Below are 20,151 nucleotides of genomic sequence, written 5' to 3' on the forward strand. Positions count from 1 at the left end.
AAATTGTTTCGATCCAAGGTCTGCAGTTGAAACGCTGCTATTCGTTCAACTTGCAGCATTTGGTATTGTGGGATCTTTGGGTGATTTCGCCGCTCGTTGTACCAAGGCTCAGTTCGCTTAACGTACTATCCTGCCCCCTACCGGAGCAGACCCCAAGCTGGTGCAGGCGGGTCTGGATGTGGTGACCAAGCGCTATCCCGATTATGCGCCGCTTGTGAAAGAGGCCTTTGCGGCCCCCGATATGATGGCCCTGCGGGAGAAGACGGTGCTGACATGACGCAATTGGCAAAAAACCCGCGCGCGCCTTGCAAACCGTCAGGCGGATAAGGCAACTTTGAGGCGCGGCCAATGAATACCCCCTCATGCGCCGAAAAGGAGCGCCCGCTTGATTTGTAACATTTGCCAATCGACCGAGTTCAAGAGAATCGGCACACGCGAATTTGGTCTTTGTGCCCGCTGCGGCTCATACGAGCGGACGCGTCTGATGCAATTCTATCTGGAACGCCACAAGATCCGGCGCGATATGCGGGTGCTGCATTTCGCCCCCGAACGGGGTCTCTATCAATGGTTGAAACCGCAAATCGACGACTATGTGACGGCGGATTTCGATCTGGAGCGTTACACCCATATTCCTGATATCAACTTCGTGGATCTCACCGACCCCGACAGCTACGAGCGGTTCGGAACGTTCGACCTGATCATGCATGCGCATGTCATCGAACACATTCCATATAATTACAGCGCACTTTTGCTGCGGTTGCACAAAATGCTGCGGCCCGGCGGGATACATGCGTTCAGCGTTCCGGTTTACGGGAGTTTCTACAGCGAGCATTGGGGGCCGATGTCGGATGAAGAGGCCACACAGAGGTTTGGTCAATTCGATCACATCAGGCGCTTTTCGCCCATCGACCTTGAGCGTACAATCGGTGCATTGTTCCGGCTGCAGGATCCGGATTTGAATGCGGAATTTGGTGCCGAGCGCCTCGACGAGGCGCGTTTTCCTACAGACAAGCGGGTTGGTTGGAATGGCGACTCGGTATTCTGGCTGACGCCTGAAGACTGCCGTTTCTAGGGACTGTGGGCCGTTGGCTTTTGTGCCTCAATCTTCAGTGTCAAACTGGTGCCACAGCCGTTTCAATGACATATCGAAGGCGAGGTTGGACGCTTATGGCAGTGAGAGCCATACACTCGCAGACACGGCAGTCCCCGACCAGAGAGATTGCTTCGAGAATTGGGAATTATTGCAATGAATGCTTGGCTCATCGAGGGTATAAACCCCGCCGAAACGGTACCGGGGATTCTCGTCTCTCACGACCCGCTGGTCTATCTTCTGGGACTGAACACAGGGTCCACAGGTCCAGGCCTGCTTCGGCATGATGCGTTCTTGGATACGAAGGTCAAACACTTCTTCTTCGTTAACCCAATGTGGACCCTCACCGGGGCGGCCTTCAGAGCACAGGTTGTGGATCGTCTGAACTCCGCTGCGGTCAATTTTCCTCAACACACTTATGTGCTGCTGGTGAACGATCCCGATGATATCTCTATCAAAGAAACACTGGATCCCTCGATCGCAGTCTACGTCTGTGGTGAACACGCTCTGGCCAGCACTGACATCTTCCAGCACAATCCGGTCTCGCGCAGGTATGACGCCGTGTATATCGCCCAAAACCATGCTGGAAAGCGCATTGATCTCGCCTGCAAGATTGACACTGTTTGCCTGATTTCCAGGGGGTTCTCGTCGGTAGATGCCGAAGCCAAAGCAGCCCTGTTCCGCACCCTTTATTGTCCGAATATCACCATTGGCGATCTGGTTGCAGAGCAGGTTGCAGAGTTCTTGAATGCCTCGGGTGTCGGACTGATCCTGTCGGAACGCGAAGGCCAGAACAGGGCAACAATCGAATATCTGCTCTGCGGCCTGCCGGTTGTGACCACTGCAAATGTTGGCGGCCGTGATCGGTTTTTGGTACCTGCCAATTCGATCTATACCCTACCCGATCCGCAAACCATCGCAGACGCCGTGAGTTATGTCATACGATCAGATTTCGACCGTCAGGCGGTTGCCCAACTGGCCACCCAATCCGTCCACCGGGAACGCAAATGGCTGTCACATATTGTAGACTCTACATTGGAGTCGCACGGGTACCGCCCCATAGACATCGCAAGCAAGCCATTGCCACATCACGGATTCTCAAGATCCCGCAGCATGGCGGATTTCTTGAACCAGCGCTTCAAAGCCTTGGCAAACTGACTCAGCAATACACAACCATTTGTCTGACAAGACTTAAAAAGGGTCAACATCATGAAAATCACTGTTGCCGGACTGGGTTATGTGGGCCTCTCGAACGCGGTTCTGCTGGCCCAGAAACACGATGTGACCGCCATCGATATCTCGGCCGACCGGGTCGCGATGATCAACGCGCGCCAAAGCCCGATCATCGATACCGAGATCGAGCAATATCTGGCCGAAAAGCCGCTGAGCCTGACCGCGACGCTGGACCGCGACACGGCCTATACGCAGGCCGATTACGTGATCGTGGCCACGCCCACGAATTACGATCCGGTCACCAACAACTTTGACACCAGTTCGGTCGAGACGGTGATCGCCGATGTGATCGCGCGCAACCCCCGCGCCACCATCGTGATCAAATCGACCATCCCGGTGGGGTTCGTCAACGATGTCTCGCAGCGGATGAACACCGATCAGGTGATCTTCAGCCCGGAATTCCTGCGCGAGGGCCGCGCGCTTTATGACAATCTGCATCCCTCGCGGATCGTGGTGGGCGAACAATCGGACCGCGCGCGCCTGTTTGCCGACATGCTGCGGAATTGCGCCATCAATGGCGATGTGCCGGTGCTTTTGACCGACCCGCCCGAGGCCGAGGCGATCAAGCTTTTCGCCAATACCTTCCTGGCCATGCGCGTGGCGTTTTTCAACGAATTGGACAGCTATGCGCTCACACATGGGCTGGAATCGCGCCAGATCATCGACGGGGTCGGATTGGACCCGCGCATCGGCGCGCATTACAACAACCCCTCCTTCGGCTATGGCGGCTATTGCCTGCCCAAGGACACCAAGCAGCTTCTGGCCAATTACTCGGATGTACCGCAGAGCCTGATCCGGGCCATTGTCGATGCCAACCGCACCCGCAAGGATTTCATCGCCGAGCAGATCCTGGCCCGCGCACCCACTTGCGTCGGCATCTACCGTCTGGTGATGAAGGCCGGATCCGACAATTACCGGCAAAGCTCGGTCCAGGGCATCATGAAGCGGATCAAGGCCAAGGGGATCGAGGTCATCGTCTATGAGCCGGTGCTGGAGGACGCGCGCTTCTTCGGCTCGCGGGTCGAAGCCGATCTGGCGCGCTTCAAGGCACAGTCAGACGTCATCGTCGCCAACCGCGCGACCCCGGAACTGGACGATGTCTCCGAAAAGATCTTTACCCGCGATCTTTTTGGATCGGACTGACCCGGCCAGGGTCGGCCCCCCCTTACCGCTTGCCCGCCAGAGCCGATGAAATCGCGTCCAGCGCGGCCTCGACCTCGGTTGGATCCGTTGCGGCGTCGATCCGGCGTTGCGCCCTGCGGCGCAAGCCTGTCAGGCGGGCCACGTGCCCGGCAGATATCGCCGATTTGGCCAGAATACTGGCCGCCAGATCGGCCAGGCTCTCACCGGTCACCTCTGCCTCAATCGTCAGCATTGCGATCTGCTCCTCACTGGCGGTGCCAGCAGACACAGCCTGGGCTGCCAGGGCCTTGGCGGGCCAGCTCGCCTGCTCGGCCACCGGCACATCGTCGGCCCGGTCGGCGACACTGGCCTTGAGAACCTGCTTGAGATAGCTGCGCGCCGTCATCTTGGTCAGGTCCAGATGTGCTGCGGCTTTGTCCTGCGCTGTCAGGACGGCGCTGAAATCGATATTGCTCATAAAATCTCCTCCAAGGGCGCGGGGTGCGGGATGGGTCCATCCGCCGCCAGGATCGACACTGGAAACCGGGCCTCGGACGCGGCATCCGGCCCGTGTGGCAGGAGCAGTGTCAGATGGATCACACCGTCGATCCGTTCCACGTCAGAGACCAGCCAATCGCAGGTCACCGCCTCGCGCGGCAATGTGGCACCCTCCGGCAGGGGCCCAAAGTCAAAGGCCTCCCCGTTGACCGTCAGAACGTCTCCGCTCTTGATCAGGTCAAATCGCTCATCACAACGCATTGGCGAAAACGAAATCCGCATATCCCAATCTCCTCAGAGCCAACGGCCAACGGCCAAAAGATCGAACGTGACAGCGCCCGCTGAAACCGATGAGAACAGGCGCACGCGCGCCGTGGTCGCACCTGTCGTCCGGGAGTTCCCCCAAATCGGCGATGATGTCCGTACAGAGACCGACAGCGCCACGTCGCTGCTGACAAAACTGGCCGGGTAGGACCATGCATATTCATCGCTCCTGAAGAGGCTTCCGGACGCAACATTTGCGGTCAGGGAGCTCACCGGAACATGCGTGCAGATCTGTGTCCCATCCGCGAACCGCACATAATCGCCGTTGGCGTTGCTGCCGCGCTCGATCACTGCACCGGTGGGCACGCCGCCACTTTGGGACACCGTCCCCAGCAGATTGCCCGGCCCGTACCCGTGCTGCGCCAGCATCAGCCGACCGGCGGTGGTGTCGGTGGCCTGCGCCTGCACCGCCGTGCCGGTCAGCGGCACGTCCAGTTGCAGCGCCGCACCATCCAGCGCCATTCGGGGGGTGCCATCGGGCGCCCAGGTCACATTTTGCGCCACAGGATCGGCGCGCATCGCCTCGACCCAGGTGCCGCCATCGGCACTGACCTTGATGGAAAACGCCGTATCGCCGGCCAACCCCATCTCGGCATGGCCGGTCCAGTCCGACTGAAAGAGCAGCGACGCCGTATCCCCCGCCGTCGCCTTGTTCAGCTTCATCTGGTGCCCGGCCCCCGCATGGGTGAACAGGCTTGCATCGGACGCGATCGCCAGCCTGTTCACCGCATCCGGCGCGGTCGACACACCTATGCGGGGCACCTCTTCGGCCACAGCACCCCCCCCGGCCTGTGCGATCCATATTCCCCCTGAATAGACCCTGATCTGCCGGTCGGTTTCGTCCCAGGCGATCCAACCCTCCGAGGGTGCCAGGAACTGCCATCCGGTGTCATCGGCTATGGCCAGCATCCCGTCCTGCCCGGCCCAGTCCAGCACCGCACCGACCCCAATGGCATAACAGGCCCCCGGCACCGCCCCTCCCGGCGGCGTGGTCACACCAAACGCCAGAATGCGCATCTGCACCAAGGTATCGAGCACCCGAACGGCTTCGTTATGGGTGACATGTTTCTGGGCTTGGGAGGGCTGAATATAGGGCAGCCCGAGGCGCGGAGACAGCTCGGTCATATCGGCTCCTGAAGGATCAAAAGATGACCGCACCCTAGGCTTTCCCGTCTCTCGAAACCCTGAACGGGGCCATCTCTGCGGTAGGGTTTTGTTAAGGCGTCGTCCGGAAAATCTGAATCAAGGGAGTGGAATGGCCAAGAGGGGCCTTTTGTCTGCCGGGTGACAGCCGCGCAATCGCCGGCCCGAGGGGTGGCGATGCAACATTCCTTCAGCGCGCTTTATGGCAGGGATCGCAAAGCGAGATCAAAAGGAGGCGCTTGCGTAGATAAATCGCCGCCCCGTGGAGGCGGGTCGGCGATTGCGCGGCGGCCGGCGGCCTTTGCTCCGCGCAGGGGCACTGAACGAACGGCCGTTCCCTGTCGGCCAATCTTGCAGATCTCTTGGACACCCCCTCGCACATAGCGCCCTTTACGAGCGCGTATCCTAACCCGCCACCACCGCCTGCAAATCGAAGATCGGCAAGAGTACAGCGAGCACGATCAGCAGAACAAAGCCCCCCACCAGCATCATCAGCATCGGCTCCAGCAAGGCCGCGATGCGCTTGCGCTCGGTGCTCAGCCCGTTTTCCACCAGAACCGCACTCCGTTCGGTCATCCGCGCCAGCCGCGACGATACCTCGCCCGCATTGACCAGTTGCCGCGCCACCGGCGGGATGAACGACAGCCGCTCCAGCGCCTGGCTCAGCGTCTCGCCCGACCGGATCGCCTCCGAGACGGCAGCGGCCTCGGTCTGGAACCGGTCGACCTCAAGCACACCGGCGGCATTGTCCGCCGCACTCAGCACCGCGTGACGGCTGGTCAGTACCAAAGCCAGCGTGCGCAGATATTGCACCGCCGCCCCCTGCCGGATCAGCCGCCCCACCACCGGCAGGCGCAAAAATACCCGGTCACGGATATTGCGCAGAGGCCGGATGCGGCCCACCACCCCCCATCCCGCGATCAGCGCCAGGGCGGCCACGCCCAGCCCCAGGATATAGGTCTGGATCCAGTCGCTGATCGCCAGCACCACCCGGGTCAGCTGCGGCAGGGGGCGGTCCGACATCTCGAACATGGCCACGATCTCGGGGGCGACATTGACCATCAAAATGGCACAGACCAAGAGCGACACCGCCGCCACGAAGGCCGGATAGACCAGCGCCGTGGAAATCTGCGCACGGTCGATCCCGGCGGTTTCCAGATGCTCGGCCAGCGCGCCAAAGACGGTTTTCAGATCGCCCGCGGTCTCGCCCGCGCGAATGGCCGCGATATAATAAGGCGCGAACCCCGCGCCGCTGGCCTGCAACGCATCCGACAGGGGCTGGCCCTCCATCAGCGCCGCCTTGGCGCGCGCGGCCACCGCATCCAGCGTCGATCCCTCGCCCGAGACCTGCACCGCCTCCAGCGCGGCCTCCGCCGTCAGATCGGCGGCCAGCAGCACCGCCATCTGGCGTGTGAACACCGCCTGCAGATCGGCGTTCAACCGGGTCCGGCGGCCAAAGCCTGCGCCCAGGTCCTGCCAGCGCCAGCCGCTCCCGGCCCGCGTGCTCAGATCCGACACGAACAGCCCGCGCCCTTTGAGCAGATCGGCGGCATGGGCTTCGGTCTCGGCCACGATCGTGCCCGAACGGCGCTTCCCGCCCCCGGTATAGGCGGTATAGCTATAGGCCTTCACGCCACGTCCCCGACCACGCGCAGGGTTTCGGCCAGGCTCGAGCGGCCCGCCGCCACCTCGGCCAGCCCCTGCCCGATCAGCGTGTACTGGGCATCCAGCGCCATATGGCGCAACCGGGTCTCGGTCTCGCCCTGATCGATGGCCGCGCGCAGCGCCTCGTCCACCTCGACCATCTCGAAAATCCCGATCCGCCCGGCATATCCCGTCTGATTGCACCGCGCGCATCCCACCGCTTCGTGAATCCATGCCGGGGCCGCCAGATTGTGCTTGGTGAAATAGGCCGCCTCCGACGGCTGGGGCGCATGCGGGCGGCTGCATTCGGTGCAAAGCCTGCGCAACAATCGCTGTGCGATCACCCCGCGCAGGGTCGATGCGATCAGGAAATCGTCCAGCCCCAGATCGCGCAGCCGCACCACCGCGCCCACCGATCCGTTGGCATGCAGCGAGGAAAACACCAGATGCCCGGTCAGCGCCGCCTGGGCCGCGACGCTGGCGGTCTCGGCATCGCGGATCTCGCCCACCAGGATCACATCGGGGTCCTGGCGCAGCGTGGCGCGCAGGCCCGCGGCAAAGGTCATGCCGATATCGGCATTGATCTGGGACTGGCTGATCCCCGGCAGATCGTATTCGATCGGATCCTCGACCGTGACGATGTTGCGCTCGTGCCGGTCGGCCAGTTTCAAAAGCGAATACAGCGTGGTGGTCTTGCCCGACCCGGTGGGCCCGGTGGCCAGGATGATCCCGTTGGGCATCGCCGAGAGCCGCTCCAGAAGCCGCACCTGCGAGGGGTTCAGCCCCAGTTCGTCCAGCGGCACCAGCCCCGTCGACCGGTCCAGGATCCGCAGCACGATGCGTTCGCCGTAATTGCCCGGCAATGTGCTGACCCGCGTGTCGATCAGCCGCCCTCCCAGACGCAGGGGGATGCGCCCGTCCTGTGGCAGCCGGGTCTCGGCGATGTCCAGACCCGCCATCACCTTGAGCCGCGACGCAATCCGCCGCACCGGCACGTCCGAGCGGTCCATCAGCGGTTGCAAAAACCCGTCAAGCCGCATCCGCGCGCGCAGACCGCCCTCGTAAGGCTCAATATGCAGATCCGACGCCCCGGCCAGAACCGCGCGGCGCAGCAGCGTATTGACCAGTTGGATCACCGGCGCGTCTTCGGTGTCTTCCAGCAAATCGCGCTGTCGGGTCGGCACGGCATTGTCTTCCAGATCAAAAAGCAGCGTGTCGTCATCCTCGGCGCCGGTGCCGCTCTGATAAAGCCGCGTCAATGTGGCCTCGAACGCCACCTGGCTTTCAAACACCGGCTCGACCGCCCGCCCGGCCCGGCGGCGCGCCTCGCGCAACCCCATCGTGGTGGCCCCGGCGCCGATGATCAGACGGTCGCCATCCAGCGCCACCTGATGGTCGCGGGCAAAGGCAAAGGGCAGGCGTGCGTCAGTTTCCGGTGAACTGGATCCGGCTGGGGAGCGGGGGGAAATTTCGGCTTTTGGCGACGTCATCAATAAAGCCCGCATCAAAAGGTTGGTCCAGATTGGCGCCATCGAAAGGCAGGGACATATCCGGCGTTGGGGGATAGTTTTGACGACTGGTGGGTTGCAGGGCAAGGCTCGCCTGCCGCGCATCGCGGGCCGCCTGACGGGTCAGCCGTCGCGCCTCGGTTTCGGAATTGATGATCTGCGGGCGCAGCATCACCAACAGCACACGCTGATCGCGGCTGGCGTTCTTGCCCCGGAAGAGCCCGCCCACCAGCGGCAGCGCCGCCAGACCGGGCACCTCCTGCGTGACCGAGCCGGACCCGTCCTCGACCAGACCGCCCAGCATCACCACATTGCCGCCCTGCACCAGAACCGTGGTCGACAGCGCCCGGCGCGCGGTGATCTCGCCACCGGCATCGGCGGTGGCATTGGTCAGGTTCGACACTTCCTGCGCGATCTCCAGGCGCACCGTGTTGTCGGCATTGATCTGCGGGGTCACCGTCAGGGTCAGGCCGACATCCTGGCGTTCGATGGTCTGAAACGGGTTTTCGGGATTATTGGTCTCGCCCACCGTGGTAAAGCTGCCGGTGACAAACGGCACGTTCTGGGCCACCACGATCTCGGCTTCCTGATTGTTCAGCGTCAACAGAGACGGGGTCGACAAAAGCCGGGTACTGGTCTGGGTGGCAATCGCGGTCAGAAGACCCACGAACCCGTCCTCGCCGCCGTTGCGGCCCCCCAGGACGCCACCGGACCCGGGATCGACCGTGCCGCCATCGGCGGCGGTGGCCACCAGACTGCTGAGGCTCGCGCGGCCCTCCAGCGCGAACTGCACCCCGCCCACCACGGCATTATCGACCACAGCGCCGAACTGAGCGGACAGATCGGCAAAGCCCTGCACCGACATCTCGAAGATCACCGCCTCGACCAACACCTGTTGCGGGCGCTGATCCAGATGGCGCGCCATGGAGATGATCGCGCTCATCCGGTCGGCGGGCGCAGTGATCAAAAGCGCATTCGTCTGCGGCTCGGGCACGATGCGGATGGTGCCGCCGGTGGGACTGTCATCATTGCCAAAGCTGCGCAGCACCACATCGGCCAGTGCTGCCGCATCGGCATAGTTCAGCGTCAGCACCTGGGACACCGTGTTGTTCTGTTGCCCGTCCAGACGGCCCGCCAGCACGCGCACCTGTTCGCGCAGCCGGGACGACCCCGACACCAACAGCGCGTTCGAGCGCCGGTCGACCGACACATTGGACCCAGCGGGCACGATCTCCATCGACTGGATGACCTGCAACACATCCGACGCATTGGCATTGCGCAGCCGGATGATCTCGATCGGGTCGTCGCGGGGCGTGTCCAGACGCCGGATCAACGCCTCGATCCGGCGGTAACTGGCGCCCCGGTCCGACAGGATCAGAAGCTTGGCCCCCGGCACCGGCGTCAGCACCGCTTCGGCAGGCAAGAGAGGGCGTACCACCTCGACGATCTCGGCCAGGGGCACGTGTTCGACAGAGATCACCCGGGTCTCGAACCCGCCATCCGCCGAACCCGGCGACAGCTCGCGCGCGGTGTTCATCGGCACAATCCGGTCCGCATCAACGCCTTCGACAATCGTCAGCCGATTGAGTTCCAGGACATTGAGAAAGACCTCATAAAGCGCCTCCGCGCTCATCGGTTGGGGGGCGAGCACGGTGACCGTACCGCGCACATTGGGATCCAGCACATAGCTGCGCCCGGTGGCTTCGGACACAATCTCGGCGAAACTGCGAATATCGGCATCGCGCAGGTTCAGCTCGACCTGCGCCATCACCGGCCCGGCAGCCAGCATCCCGCCCCCCAGGGCCAGCATCAGCGCCACCGCCATGGCGCGCACCCGTTGCATTACTTGCATTGCCTGCTCTCTCGTCAGATCTCAGCCCATCTGCGCAACCGGATTTCTGTGCCCCGGACACCACATCGGGTCTGACTGCCCTTTATTTTACGGCAATGCTAAACCATTTGTCTGGAAATAGCATCCATCTTGATGCGCCAGGGCCAGACTGTGCCATCCACGCCTCAGCACGGTGTGGCGGCGGATCACTCGGGAAAGGTCAGCCGGGCCTCGGTCCCGCCGCGCTCCAGCAACAGACCCGCCTCATCCATCGCGATCACGGTGATGCCATCGGCCAATTCCTCGCCGACCTTGACAATCCGCTGGCCGGTCGGGTGCCCAATGATCGCCCATTCGCTGGCGCCTGCCCGCACCACCCCCTGCAAAACATACCCCAACCCCTCCATCGGCGGCACGGGCGGGGCCGCCGACGCGGGCGGTTGCGGGGGCTGCGGCGGCGTTGGCGGCTGTGGTTCAGCCACCTCGGCCTCCCCGAAAAGCGCAGGCCAGCGGCGCGGCGGTAGCGGCGGAACCGGTCCCGGCGCCATGCCCTGCCGCGCGGCGATCTGCACCGCTCCCACCGCCGAGGGCGGGCTGTGCAAAACCTGCCAAAGCGATTGCCCGGCCAGAGCCGCTGCCCCCAAAAGAGCCAAAGAAACTGCAAGGGCAATCACACGCATAGCATCGCTTCGATCAGCTTTAGTGGACGTGAAAACCCTGACATGCTAAAAGAAAAGAAAAAAGACGACAGTCTTAAAATCGAGCAGGTTTCTGAATGACAGTCCGCTTTGCACAGTCGGGGCTTTTGGGCTTGGCCATCTTTGTGGTGGCCAGTTGCAGTGAAATGAGCGGCCCGCAGGCGCCCAGTCAGAGCTTTCGCAATGATTATGACGCCGCGCGCGGCGCGCTGGAGGCTGGAAAATATCAACGCGCCAACAGGCTCTATACAGGGCTTTTGGAGAATGCCGGCCCGCTGGAGCCGCGGCTGCGGCTGGAATATGCTCACAGTCTGCTGCGCAATGGCGACTACGGCGATGCCGCGCAACAGGCGCGCTTCGTGGCACAGACCCAAGGCAGCACCATGCGCAGCGCGGCGCTGGCAGTGCTGGGCGTGGCAGAACATGAGACCGGGCTGATCGCGGTGAATGCCGGCAATGCCACCGCTGCCCGGCTGCATTTCGAGATCGCCCAGGAGGCGCTGGCCGAGGTGCTGCGCAACGATCCCGATCTCGATCCGCTGGGGGCTCTGGCCGGGCGCCTGTCCAACCTCAAGCTCCAGCTGCGGGCGCTTTAGTAACCCCCGAGCCGGCCGGGATGCGTACTGAGCAGAGGTCACTCAGATCCTGAATGGGGCAAACACCCCTACCCCGCCTCCTGCGGCGCCAGCACCAGATCGGCGGCCACGCGGCCCGGCTCGTCGGTGCGTTCGATCCGCAGGCTGGCGATGTCGTACCCCCAGCCCGGATCGGATCGGCTCAGCCAATCGGCCAGAGCGACAAAGGGCACATCGTCGAACCTGAGCTCGATCCCCCCTTGCGCGCGGTTGGTCAGCGCGCTGACCTGATCACGCAACCCGGCGGAAATCAGGCTCTGTTCAAGGCCGCTGGACCCGATCGGCGCGCGCGGCCCGCTGTCCCCGGCGCGGGTCAGGGCCGCGTGATCTGCGGCCCGGTCCGACAACCACAGGGTCAGGGCACGGGCCTCCTCCAGGTCCTGCGCGGCGACGGTCCGGGCCTCTCTCAAAGGCTCCAACACGGCAAACCACAGCGCCAGCGGGAAGGCCGCGAAGACCAGAATGCCCAGCAGGCGGCGTTCGCGCGACGACAGGTGCAACAGCATCTCGATCAGCCGGTCGGTCATGGCCGGTCCTCCCCCTGCGGTCCGATGCGCAGTTCGGCGCGCACCCCCGCGCTGCCGCCGCTGGCCTGGGATTGCGTCACCCGGACCGCCAGCCCATCCACCCGCAACGCCCCTTCCAGCCGGTCCACGGCGGCAAAATCGGCGACCCGCACCGTGACACTCAGACCCAAGGCCCGGTCATAGCTCAGCACCTCGGGGACGGCCCCTTCGGCGGCGATCACATCCGCCGCCTGCCGGATCAGCGCCAGCGGCGCCACCCGGCCCTGCCACTGCGCTGCCACCGCGCGCTGGTCGGCCAGCGCCCGGCTGACCTGCTGGCGCAGATCCAGGATCGGACCGGTGGGAATAAACCCTGTGCGCGCCAGGCGGGTCGCTTCGGCGCGCTGCGCCTCGCTCGCGGCCTCAAGCCGTCCGGTCTCGATGATCTGGGTCGCGGCCCAAAGACCCGCAGCCACCAGACCCAGCACCAGCGGCCAGCGCCAGAGCAAAACCTGTTGCCGCAGCCGGGCCCGCGCGGCGCGCGGGTCGGATCGCAGATCGGCGGCCAGCTCGCCATGGGCCAGCACGCGCGGCGGCGCCACGTCCAGCCCGGCCAGCGCCTGCGTGCCGGTGACCAGGGGCAGGCCACGCGCCTCAAAAAACGCGGCAATCCCGGGCGGCAGCGGATCGGGGCACAGAACCGCCCTGGGGGCGGCTGCGGCGTCCTCCTCCAGCTTTGCCGCCAGCAGGGCGGGCACCAGATCGGGCTCGGCGCTGAACCCGTCCCCGACCCCCATGCGCACCCGGATGGTGCCCTGCTGTTGTGCAAGCACCCACAGATCGGGAGCGGCAGGCAGCGCCAGATAATCCGGCAGAACCGCGACACAGCCCGGCCCGGCCTCGGCCCGCCACCCCGTGATAGAGCCTTTGTCGACCACCATCACCCGTTGCCAGGCCTCGCCCTCGCCCGGTGTGGCATAGGGGCGGATCTCGATACGGTCCCCGGCAAGGCCGACCTGATCGCGCAACTGGCGCAGGGCGACCTGCTCGCGGGCCTGCCCGCGCAGACCGTCCGGCAGCTCCAGCGTCAAAAGCGGCACTTGCGCGCCCGGCACCAGCCTCACGCCCTTCAGCTCAGGGACGGGCGGGTCCGATCCGTCCGGAGGCGGGTCTGGTCGCACAGTCTTCACATCTATCCCCTGTTCATGGCCGCGCCCCAAGCCGATATGCCACCCGGACCCTCGCAGGCGGCGGCGGGCGTTCAAACACGGTTTGCCTGCGCAGGATACGCCCCTCAAGCTCAGCTGCAATCTCTGCGTGAAACCAGTCCGATCCGATGCCAAAACGGGTCTCGTCCAGCTCCTTGAACGCGTCTGCGGACATTATCGACGCCAGTTTCGTCGCCAGCGCCTCGGACGAGGCGAACGGATCGGTGGCGCGGTTCTGGATCAGCCGGTCCACCGCGGTGAGGCTCGCACCCGGCAACAGGCTGTACAAGACCCGCGCCGGGGCCGTGTTGACGTTCAGCGTCGCATCCCCCGGCAAGGCCGCCAGATAGGGGCGCAGCCGCGCCAGCTCGGCGCCCGTCAGCCCCGGCACATCGGCCAGCTGCTCCAGCATCAGGATCGGTCCGCCCACCGGATTGATCGCAGGCACGTTGCGGGCAAAGGCCGCGATATCGCCACGCCCGCCGGGGGTGACGAAATCGATGATCGCCCGCGCCCGCGCCGAAGGCAGACCCAGATCGGCAAGCAGCCGGTCAAACGCCGCATGCGCCTCAAGATCCTCGATATTGCTCAGCCAGTTGACATTGAACCGCCCCTGCAGATCGACCAACTGCCCCGACACCTCGCCGCGATCCAGCGGCACGGTATAGCGGGTCGTGGCCCAGCCCTCGCCCAGATGGTCCACCGGCCCGCGATCCGCGGTCAGCATGCTCAGCGCCAAAGCCTCGAACGCATCCAGATAGAGCCGCGTCTGCACCGCGCCCTGACCTTCGGCCAGCCGCGTGCGCGCACCCTCGGCGCGCGCGAGCAGAAACAGCGACACCGCCGACAGCGCCGCCACCAGAACCAGCGCGTTGACCAAGACGAATCCTCGGTTCCGGCGGCTCATCTGAGGCTCTCCACAAGGGAAATGGGGCCGTATCGCGCGGTGCGCACCGTGATCTCGACCGCTTGCGGCAACTGATCGGTATAGCTGTTGACGACCGCGCGCAGCACCGTGTCCCGATCGACCGCTCCCAGGGGAGAGCTGTCGCTTGCCACCGCGGCGGACGGGGCGATCTGCTGCGCACCCTGCTGCCAGCCGACCTCGGGCCAGTAACTGCGCAGCGCCAGACCGGTGACATCGCCCAGCACCACCATCTCGGGCATCGCGGCCGCAGCCGAGGCCGGGGCCAGAACCGGCCAGATCCGCCGCGACAGGGTCTGGTCTTCGGGGTTCCAGCGCCATTCGACCCGGTGCAGGCCCAATCCGGAAACCGGCGCCAGATCAGGCTGCCCGCCCACCGAAAACGCCACCTCGCGCCCGCCTGCCTCCAGCGTCAGGGCCGATTGCACCCCGCCCTGGGGCGCGTGAAAGACCAGCGGCACCATCGCCGACAGATCGCTGCGCAGAAGGCTCAGCGCCAGGCTCAGTTCGGCGGTGTTCTCGTCGATCCCGGCCAGCCGGTCGCGCATCCGCAACATCCCCGTCAACGCCTGCAATCCCATCACCGCCACCAGCGCAAAGATCAGCATCGCCACGGCCAGCTCGATCAGGGTCAGGCCGTTGTCCCGGGGCGGCTCCGGGCCCGTCACGGCCCCATACCGGGCGGCAGATAGACCACCATCAGCGCGCCAGGACCCTGATCCGAGCGGGCCACGATCTCGGCGCGGATCAGCCCGCCCGCCGTGGCCTGGGTGCGGGTGTCGAGACCAAAGCGATAGGGGCCGATGACCACCTGATCGGGCAGCGCGGCCCCGACCCCCAGCAATCGCAGCTCTTCGGCGCGGTTCTTGGCGGCCACCTGCGCCAACAGGCGCTGCGGCGCCTCGCCCAGACCCAGCCGCGACTGATCCGCCGCCCGCAGCGCCGCCATCGACCCGATCGCCAGGATGGCGATGGCCACCACCAGCTCCAGCAGGGTCAGCCCGCGCTGCATTGCAGCCCCGTCCACCCATCGCTGGTACAGCGCGTCACGGGGCTTGCCCCGGCAAACGCCCCTGCCCCGGCAAAACTGATGCGAAAGGCGCTGGTCTGACCGTTGGGCAGAAACACCAGTGTCGGTCCCGTGGCCCCGCCGCCACCGGTCAGGACACGATGCGCCACACGGCCCCGCCAGCGCATCAGGTGATCCGATACCTGCCAGCCGTCGGCCCCGTATTCCGCCTGGCGCAGGCCCCCAAGCTCGATCACCAGCCCGCGCGGCACCCCGCCATGCACCGCCAGGCTGCGCAGCGCCTCGAACCGGTCCTCAAACCGCGCCTGATCGGTTTGCCCCGGTGCCGCGCCGCGCCCCGTGGAAAGCCCCAGACCGGCCACCATCACCGACAGCACCGCCACAACGATCAACAGCTCGATCAAGGTCACCCCGGCATCCCGGGCGGGCCGTTTCGGGGCGGCTGGGGTTACTGCGTGCTCCACGACCCGATATCCGCATCCGCGCCGGTGCCGCCCGCGGTCCCGTCGGCGCCATAGGTGAACACGTCGAAATCGCCATGCACACCGGGGGAAAGGTACTGATAGGCCTGGCCCCAGGGATCCTGCGGCAGCCGGTCCATATAGCCGCCCGTGGCCCAGTTCGCCGCCAGAGGTTCGCTGCTGGGCGGCGAGACCAGCGCCGCCAGCCCCTGTTCGGTCGTGGGATAGCGGAAATTGTCCAGCCGGTAGAGATTGACCGCGCTGGAAATCGCCGCGATATCCGACTGCGCCCGCGCCGCCCGCGCCTGATCCGGCCGGTCGATCACTCGGGGCACGATCACCAGCGCCAGAATGGACAGGATCACCACCACAACCATCAGTTCCAAAAGGGAAAACCCCGCATCCCGCGGGGGTTTGGTTCGGTCTTCGCTCATGGCGCCTCATCCTCTGCTGGGCACAGCATAGGAGGCGGGCCGGGGCCTGACAATCTCTCAGACAGCCTCTGTGGCGACCTTCCGGTCGGCGCGCGGGCCGGTTGCATCCGCCCCGCGTGCAGGCCAGCATCGCGCACCCGCCCCTCTCCCGGAGCCCGCCCCGTGCCGGACCTCTCATTCAGCGCCCTGCTGATCGTTCTTCTCAGCCCCGCGATCGGCTCGTTCCTGACGGTGCTGATCGACCGGCTGCCGCGCGGCCAGAGCATCGTCTGGCCCGGATCGGCCTGCCGGGCCTGCGGCACCGGGCTGGGGCCCCGCGATCTGGTGCCGGTGCTGTCCTTTGCCCTGCACCGGGGCCGGTGCCGACACTGCACAACGCAAATCCCGCCCTGGCATCTCTATGTCGAGATCACCGCCATCGGGGCTGCGGTGATCATGGTGGCGCTGGGGGGATCCGCGCTGGATATGGCGCTGGGGGTGGTCACGCTCTGGCTCTTGCTGGTGCTGGCGGTCACCGATCTTTTGTGGTTCCGCCTGCCCGACCCGCTGACCGGGGCGCTGGCGCTCTGCGCCCTTACGCTGGCCGCGACCGAGGCCCGCCTGATCCCCGCGCTTTGGGCGGCGGCGATCGGCAGCGGCGCGTTCTGGGCGATCCGGGCGGGCTATGCCGCCTGGCGCGGGCGCGAAGGGCTGGGGATGGGCGATGTCAAGCTGATGGCGGGGCTGGGCGCGCTGGTGGGCCCATGGGATCTGCCGCTGCTGGTGCTGCTGGCTTCCGGGGTCGCGCTCGGCACAGCGATGGCGCGGATCGCGGCCACCCGCCAGCCGCTGCGCGCCGATCATCCGTTGCCCTTCGGCGCCGCGCTGAGTGCCGCCGGAGCGGTGATGTGGCTGATGGCACAGATCGTCAATTGATTTCCGACAAACGCCCGCGCTACGGTGCGGCGCATCACAATCCGGTCCATCCGGCGACGCGGTCCCGATCTTTCTTTTTGCCACACTCCCTGTCCTGACATTTCAACAAAGTTCCTATGACACATTCCCGATTTTCCAAGCGCGGCCCGATGCACCCACTGGTTCTGAGCGCGGCTCTCGGCCTGACGCTGAGCGCCGGGAGCGGCCAGGCCCAGACCACCGAGCCCGAGGCGCCCGGCCTGCCCAGCATGGCCGCCATCGAACAGGCCCATGCCGCGGGCGATTTGGTCACCGTGCGCGAAGGGCTGGAACGGCTGGCCACTGAAACCGGCACGCCGCTGGCGCAGTTCCGCTATGGCCAAGCGCTGCTCGAAGGGATCGGCGGGCCGCGCGACAGCGCCGCCGCGATGGACTGGCTCCAGCGCGCGGTCGATCAGGACCATCTCCATGCCGCCACGATGCTGGCCCGGATGCTACTGACCGGCGACCCCATCGGCATCGAACGTGACCCGGTCCGCGCCGCGACGCTGCTGACGCGCTCTGCCAGCCGGGGCGATGCCGAGGCGCAATATTACCTCGGGCTGCTCTACCGCGCGGGCACCGGGGTCGCGCAGAACCTCGAGACCGCGTTCAACTGGCTGCTGGCCGCCGCCGAACAGCAACATGTGCCCGCGCAATACGAGCTGAGCCGCGCCTATTCGCGGGGCGAAGGCACGCCGCTCGATACCGCCAAGGCGCTGCGCTGGCTGCAAGCGGCCGCCACAAACGGCCATGTCGAGGCACAGTTCTTTCTGGCCAATGCGCTGGATAACGGGGCGGGCGTACCGCAAGACACTGCCGAGGCGCTGCGCTGGTACCGACGCGCCGCCGAGGCAGGCTATGTCCTCGCCCAGCGTATTCTGGGCACCCGCTATCTGCTGGGCGACGGGGTCGAACAGAACGGTGAAGAGGCGCTGCGCTGGCTGATCCCGGCGGCCCAGGCGGGCGATCCCGGGGCGGCGGCCAATCTGGGCTATGCCTATCTCAACGGTGAAGGCATCGCGCCCGATCCGGTGCAGGCCGCCCGCTGGTATCGCCACGCGGTCGAGCGTCACGAACTGCCCCGCGCGATGACGGCGCTGGCGGAGCTTTATCAAAACGGTCAGGGCGTGGAACAGGATCTGTCCAGGGCCGTGTTGCTCTATCGTCAGGCGGCCGCGGCCGGAGATGCCGTCGCGCCGCGCATATTGGGTCGACTGGCGGCGGCGAACACCTTGGACGGGATCGTGGCGCCACAGCGCGCGGTGCCTTGGGTTCTGGCCGCGGCCGAGGCCGGCCATGCCCCCGCGCTGGACTGGCTGCGCGCCCATGCCGAGGGCGGGATGCGGTCGGCACAGGCTCACCTGGGCCGGCATCTGCTGGATCAGGGCGATACCGCCGCCGCCCTGCCGCTGCTGACCGCGGCGGCGCGGGCCGGGGATGTGCCGACCCAGGCCACTCTGGGACAGCTTTATGCCACCGGGAACGGCGTCGATCTGGATTATGTCGCCGCCTATACCTGGCTCAACATCGCCGCGGCCCAGGCGTCGGTCGAGGCCCATGAGCACCGCGAGGTGATCGTGCAACTGATGACCCCCGGACAAATCGCCGATGGCCAGGACGCCACACGCCGCTTCTTCGAAGAGGCCGCCGACCCGCAGGTGACCCGATGAGAGCCGCCCGGCCTCTGGCGATCGCGCTGATTCTGGCCGGAGCGGCTCTTGCCCCCCTTCCGGCCCGCGCCCAGACCACGGCCCCCACAACCGGCCAGACCGCCGATCCGGCCGCCTTGACCGCCCGGGCCGAGAGCGGCGAGGCGGCGGCGCAATACGCCCTGGCCGAGCGCTATCACCATGGCGACGGGGTGCTGCAGAACTACGCCCGGGCCGCCGACTGGTACGAGCGCGCCGCCCGGCAGGGGCTGGCGGAAGCGCAAAACCGGCTGGGCCAGTATTACCATTCCGGCCTGGGCCGCGCCATCGATCAGACAGAGGCGCTGCGCTGGCTGCGGGCGGCGGCCGAACAGGGCGATCCCGAACATCTGTTCAATCTGGCCATGGCGCTGGAAAACGGCGCCGATGGCAGTCAGGATCCGGCCGCCGCGGCCCCGACCTATGCCGCCGCCGCCGATCAGGGCCATGTCGGGGCGATGACCAGTCTTGGCGTACTCTATCAGAACGGCACCGGCGTGGCCCAGGATTTTGCCCGGGCGCTGGCCCTTTACGAACGGGCCGCGGCGGCCGGCGATGCCCGGGCCCAGAACAATCTGGGGCTGATGTATGTGCGCGGCACCGGGATCGGGCAGGATTACGCCCGCGCGGTCGCGCTGTTTCAGGCCGCGACCGATCAGGGTCTGCGCACGGCAATGACCAATCTGGGCGTGATGTATGCAAACGGCTTTGGCGTGCCCCATGACGAGGCCCGCGCCGAAGCGCTTTACCGGGCCGGGGGCCAGGGCGGCGCGGCCCCGGCCAGCGCCTTTACCTTCGACCCCCGCCTGGTTCCCCCGACAACCGATCCCGACAGCCTCGCGGCCCTTGAAAGCAGTGCGCGCGCCGGGGATCCGGTGGCGGCCTTTCTATTGGGCTGGGTTCTGAGCCAGCAGGCCCCCGGCGATCCGGTCGTCATGAGGCAGGCCGCCGACTGGTTCCGCCAGGCCGCCGATCGCGGGCACGGGGCGGCCATGGCCAATCTGGGGCTGCTTTACCAGCTGGGGCTGGGCCTGCCGCAGGATTACATGCTGGCACAGATGTGGCTGACCCTGGCCCAGGCCACCGGGCTGGATACCGGCGCGGCGCGCCACGCGCTGAGCGCCCGGATGACACCCAAGCAAATCAATACCGCTCAGGCCCGTGCCGCAGCGCATCCCCGGACATCCACCCCCAAACCCCCCCCCCATGGGGCCGCAAAGCCCATGGAATTACCCTT

The 20,151-nt window shown here is 65.8% G+C and carries 21 protein-coding genes; 7 read left to right on the forward strand and 14 right to left on the reverse strand.

Annotated elements, in window-relative coordinates; translation table 11 throughout:
- The first annotated feature begins 484 nt into the window (after window positions 1-484).
- From HEP69_RS23190 to HEP69_RS23200, 3 genes are all read left to right on the forward strand, one after another.
- A complete protein-coding gene (locus tag HEP69_RS23190) occupies window positions 485-1,072 on the forward strand; it encodes a methyltransferase domain-containing protein (RefSeq protein ID WP_290560894.1) in 588 nt (195 codons plus the stop codon).
- A gap of 174 nt (window positions 1,073-1,246) precedes the next feature.
- Window positions 1,247-2,248: a glycosyltransferase gene (locus tag HEP69_RS23195; protein WP_290560895.1), complete on the forward strand. Its 1,002-nt coding sequence runs from the start codon at window positions 1,247-1,249 to the stop codon at window positions 2,246-2,248.
- 51 nt (window positions 2,249-2,299) lie between these two features.
- Window positions 2,300-3,466 (forward strand): nucleotide sugar dehydrogenase, encoded by a 1,167-nt coding sequence (locus HEP69_RS23200; protein WP_290560896.1) that lies wholly within the window; start codon window positions 2,300-2,302, stop codon window positions 3,464-3,466.
- A 22-nt stretch (window positions 3,467-3,488) separates the two neighbouring features.
- On the opposite strand, the gene HEP69_RS23205 is transcribed toward HEP69_RS23200, so the two are convergent.
- The 7 genes from HEP69_RS23205 to HEP69_RS23235 all read right to left on the reverse strand — a co-directional run bounded on the left by HEP69_RS23205 (window position 3,489) and on the right by HEP69_RS23235 (window position 11,073).
- Complete coding sequence (locus tag HEP69_RS23205) at window positions 3,489-3,923, reverse strand: hypothetical protein (RefSeq protein WP_290560897.1); 435 nt, start codon at window positions 3,921-3,923, stop codon at window positions 3,489-3,491.
- The gene (locus tag HEP69_RS23210) at window positions 3,920-4,225 is read right to left on the reverse strand and encodes a hypothetical protein (RefSeq protein WP_290560898.1); all 306 of its coding nucleotides are present in this window, start codon (window positions 4,223-4,225) and stop codon (window positions 3,920-3,922) included. Before HEP69_RS23210 ends, HEP69_RS23205 begins: the two co-directional genes overlap by 4 nt.
- Before the next feature lie 12 nt (window positions 4,226-4,237).
- Complete coding sequence (locus HEP69_RS23215) at window positions 4,238-5,392, reverse strand: DUF2793 domain-containing protein (protein WP_290560899.1); 1,155 nt, start codon at window positions 5,390-5,392, stop codon at window positions 4,238-4,240.
- 423 nt (window positions 5,393-5,815) lie between these two features.
- Window positions 5,816-7,042 carry a type II secretion system F family protein gene (locus tag HEP69_RS23220; RefSeq protein WP_290560900.1) on the reverse strand — a complete coding sequence of 409 codons (1,227 nt, stop codon included), beginning with the start codon at window positions 7,040-7,042 and terminating at the stop codon, window positions 5,816-5,818.
- Entirely contained in the window at window positions 7,039-8,544 is a 1,506-nt protein-coding gene (locus tag HEP69_RS23225; RefSeq protein ID WP_290560901.1) for a GspE/PulE family protein, read from the reverse strand. Before HEP69_RS23225 ends, HEP69_RS23220 begins: the two co-directional genes overlap by 4 nt.
- On the reverse strand, window positions 8,480-10,414 hold the full coding sequence (locus tag HEP69_RS23230; protein WP_290560902.1) for a secretin N-terminal domain-containing protein: 1,935 nt from the start codon (window positions 10,412-10,414) through the stop codon (window positions 8,480-8,482). Before HEP69_RS23230 ends, HEP69_RS23225 begins: the two co-directional genes overlap by 65 nt.
- Window positions 10,415-10,599: 185 nt before the next feature.
- Entirely contained in the window at window positions 10,600-11,073 is a 474-nt protein-coding gene (locus tag HEP69_RS23235) for a type II secretion system protein N (RefSeq protein WP_290560903.1), read from the reverse strand.
- A 95-nt stretch (window positions 11,074-11,168) separates the two neighbouring features.
- Between HEP69_RS23235 and HEP69_RS23240 the strand changes: the two genes are divergently transcribed.
- A complete protein-coding gene (locus HEP69_RS23240; protein ID WP_290560904.1) occupies window positions 11,169-11,687 on the forward strand; it encodes a hypothetical protein in 519 nt (172 codons plus the stop codon).
- A gap of 68 nt (window positions 11,688-11,755) precedes the next feature.
- Here HEP69_RS23240 and gspM read toward each other — a convergent pair whose 3' ends face one another.
- The 7 genes from gspM to gspG are packed head-to-tail and all read right to left on the reverse strand — an operon-like array spanning window position 11,756 to window position 16,290.
- Complete coding sequence (gene gspM / locus HEP69_RS23245; RefSeq protein ID WP_290560905.1) at window positions 11,756-12,253, reverse strand: type II secretion system protein GspM; 498 nt, start codon at window positions 12,251-12,253, stop codon at window positions 11,756-11,758.
- A complete protein-coding gene (gene gspL / locus HEP69_RS23250) occupies window positions 12,250-13,422 on the reverse strand; it encodes a type II secretion system protein GspL (protein ID WP_290560906.1) in 1,173 nt (390 codons plus the stop codon). Before gspL ends, gspM begins: the two co-directional genes overlap by 4 nt.
- A gap of 13 nt (window positions 13,423-13,435) precedes the next feature.
- Window positions 13,436-14,347: a type II secretion system minor pseudopilin GspK gene (gene gspK / locus HEP69_RS23255; protein WP_290560907.1), complete on the reverse strand. Its 912-nt coding sequence runs from the start codon at window positions 14,345-14,347 to the stop codon at window positions 13,436-13,438.
- The gene (locus HEP69_RS23260) at window positions 14,344-15,033 is read right to left on the reverse strand and encodes a type II secretion system protein GspJ (protein ID WP_290560908.1); all 690 of its coding nucleotides are present in this window, start codon (window positions 15,031-15,033) and stop codon (window positions 14,344-14,346) included. The genes gspK and HEP69_RS23260 overlap by 4 nt, the downstream gene beginning before the upstream one ends.
- Entirely contained in the window at window positions 15,030-15,377 is a 348-nt protein-coding gene (locus HEP69_RS23265; RefSeq protein WP_290560909.1) for a prepilin-type N-terminal cleavage/methylation domain-containing protein, read from the reverse strand. Before HEP69_RS23265 ends, HEP69_RS23260 begins: the two co-directional genes overlap by 4 nt.
- Window positions 15,362-15,859 carry a prepilin-type N-terminal cleavage/methylation domain-containing protein gene (locus HEP69_RS23270; RefSeq protein ID WP_290560910.1) on the reverse strand — a complete coding sequence of 166 codons (498 nt, stop codon included), beginning with the start codon at window positions 15,857-15,859 and terminating at the stop codon, window positions 15,362-15,364. Before HEP69_RS23270 ends, HEP69_RS23265 begins: the two co-directional genes overlap by 16 nt.
- A complete protein-coding gene (gene gspG, locus HEP69_RS23275; RefSeq protein WP_290560911.1) occupies window positions 15,844-16,290 on the reverse strand; it encodes a type II secretion system major pseudopilin GspG in 447 nt (148 codons plus the stop codon). The genes HEP69_RS23270 and gspG overlap by 16 nt, the downstream gene beginning before the upstream one ends.
- 162 nt (window positions 16,291-16,452) lie before the next feature.
- Here gspG and HEP69_RS23280 point away from each other — a divergent pair, with 162 nt between their 5' ends.
- The 3 genes from HEP69_RS23280 to HEP69_RS23290 all read left to right on the forward strand — a co-directional run.
- Entirely contained in the window at window positions 16,453-17,205 is a 753-nt protein-coding gene (locus HEP69_RS23280; RefSeq protein WP_290560912.1) for an A24 family peptidase, read from the forward strand.
- Window positions 17,206-17,321: 116 nt separating this feature from the next.
- A complete protein-coding gene (locus HEP69_RS23285) occupies window positions 17,322-18,896 on the forward strand; it encodes an SEL1-like repeat protein (RefSeq protein ID WP_290560913.1) in 1,575 nt (524 codons plus the stop codon).
- The coding region (locus tag HEP69_RS23290; protein ID WP_290560914.1) for a tetratricopeptide repeat protein at window positions 18,893-20,151 on the forward strand (1,259 nt) is incomplete at its 3' end. The genes HEP69_RS23285 and HEP69_RS23290, both read left to right, overlap by 4 nt.

Origin of the sequence: Aestuariivita sp. (assembly GCF_021404545.1) — a bacterium.
Classification (GTDB): Bacteria; Pseudomonadota; Alphaproteobacteria; order Rhodobacterales; family Rhodobacteraceae; genus Aestuariivita.

What these genes read in the sequence shown, in the direction of transcription:
- gspK (WP_290560907.1), bottom strand. Translation starts at nt 14,347, where the DNA reads ATGAGCCGCCGGAACCGAGGATTCGTCTTGGTCAACGCGCTGGTTCTG.
- HEP69_RS23225 (WP_290560901.1), bottom strand. Translation starts at nt 8,544, where the DNA reads ATGACGTCGCCAAAAGCCGAAATTTCCCCCCGCTCCCCAGCCGGATCC.
- HEP69_RS23190 (WP_290560894.1), top strand. Translation starts at nt 485, where the DNA reads ATGCAATTCTATCTGGAACGCCACAAGATCCGGCGCGATATGCGGGTG.
- HEP69_RS23210 (WP_290560898.1), bottom strand. Translation starts at nt 4,225, where the DNA reads ATGCGGATTTCGTTTTCGCCAATGCGTTGTGATGAGCGATTTGACCTG.
- HEP69_RS23230 (WP_290560902.1), bottom strand. Translation starts at nt 10,414, where the DNA reads ATGCAAGTAATGCAACGGGTGCGCGCCATGGCGGTGGCGCTGATGCTG.
- HEP69_RS23285 (WP_290560913.1), top strand. Translation starts at nt 17,322, where the DNA reads ATGACACATTCCCGATTTTCCAAGCGCGGCCCGATGCACCCACTGGTT.
- HEP69_RS23200 (WP_290560896.1), top strand. Translation starts at nt 2,300, where the DNA reads ATGAAAATCACTGTTGCCGGACTGGGTTATGTGGGCCTCTCGAACGCG.
- HEP69_RS23265 (WP_290560909.1), bottom strand. Translation starts at nt 15,377, where the DNA reads ATGCAGCGCGGGCTGACCCTGCTGGAGCTGGTGGTGGCCATCGCCATC.
- gspG (WP_290560911.1), bottom strand. Translation starts at nt 16,290, where the DNA reads ATGAGCGAAGACCGAACCAAACCCCCGCGGGATGCGGGGTTTTCCCTT.
- HEP69_RS23215 (WP_290560899.1), bottom strand. Translation starts at nt 5,392, where the DNA reads ATGACCGAGCTGTCTCCGCGCCTCGGGCTGCCCTATATTCAGCCCTCC.
- HEP69_RS23240 (WP_290560904.1), top strand. Translation starts at nt 11,169, where the DNA reads ATGACAGTCCGCTTTGCACAGTCGGGGCTTTTGGGCTTGGCCATCTTT.
- HEP69_RS23195 (WP_290560895.1), top strand. Translation starts at nt 1,247, where the DNA reads ATGAATGCTTGGCTCATCGAGGGTATAAACCCCGCCGAAACGGTACCG.
- HEP69_RS23205 (WP_290560897.1), bottom strand. Translation starts at nt 3,923, where the DNA reads ATGAGCAATATCGATTTCAGCGCCGTCCTGACAGCGCAGGACAAAGCC.
- gspM (WP_290560905.1), bottom strand. Translation starts at nt 12,253, where the DNA reads ATGACCGACCGGCTGATCGAGATGCTGTTGCACCTGTCGTCGCGCGAA.
- HEP69_RS23235 (WP_290560903.1), bottom strand. Translation starts at nt 11,073, where the DNA reads ATGCGTGTGATTGCCCTTGCAGTTTCTTTGGCTCTTTTGGGGGCAGCG.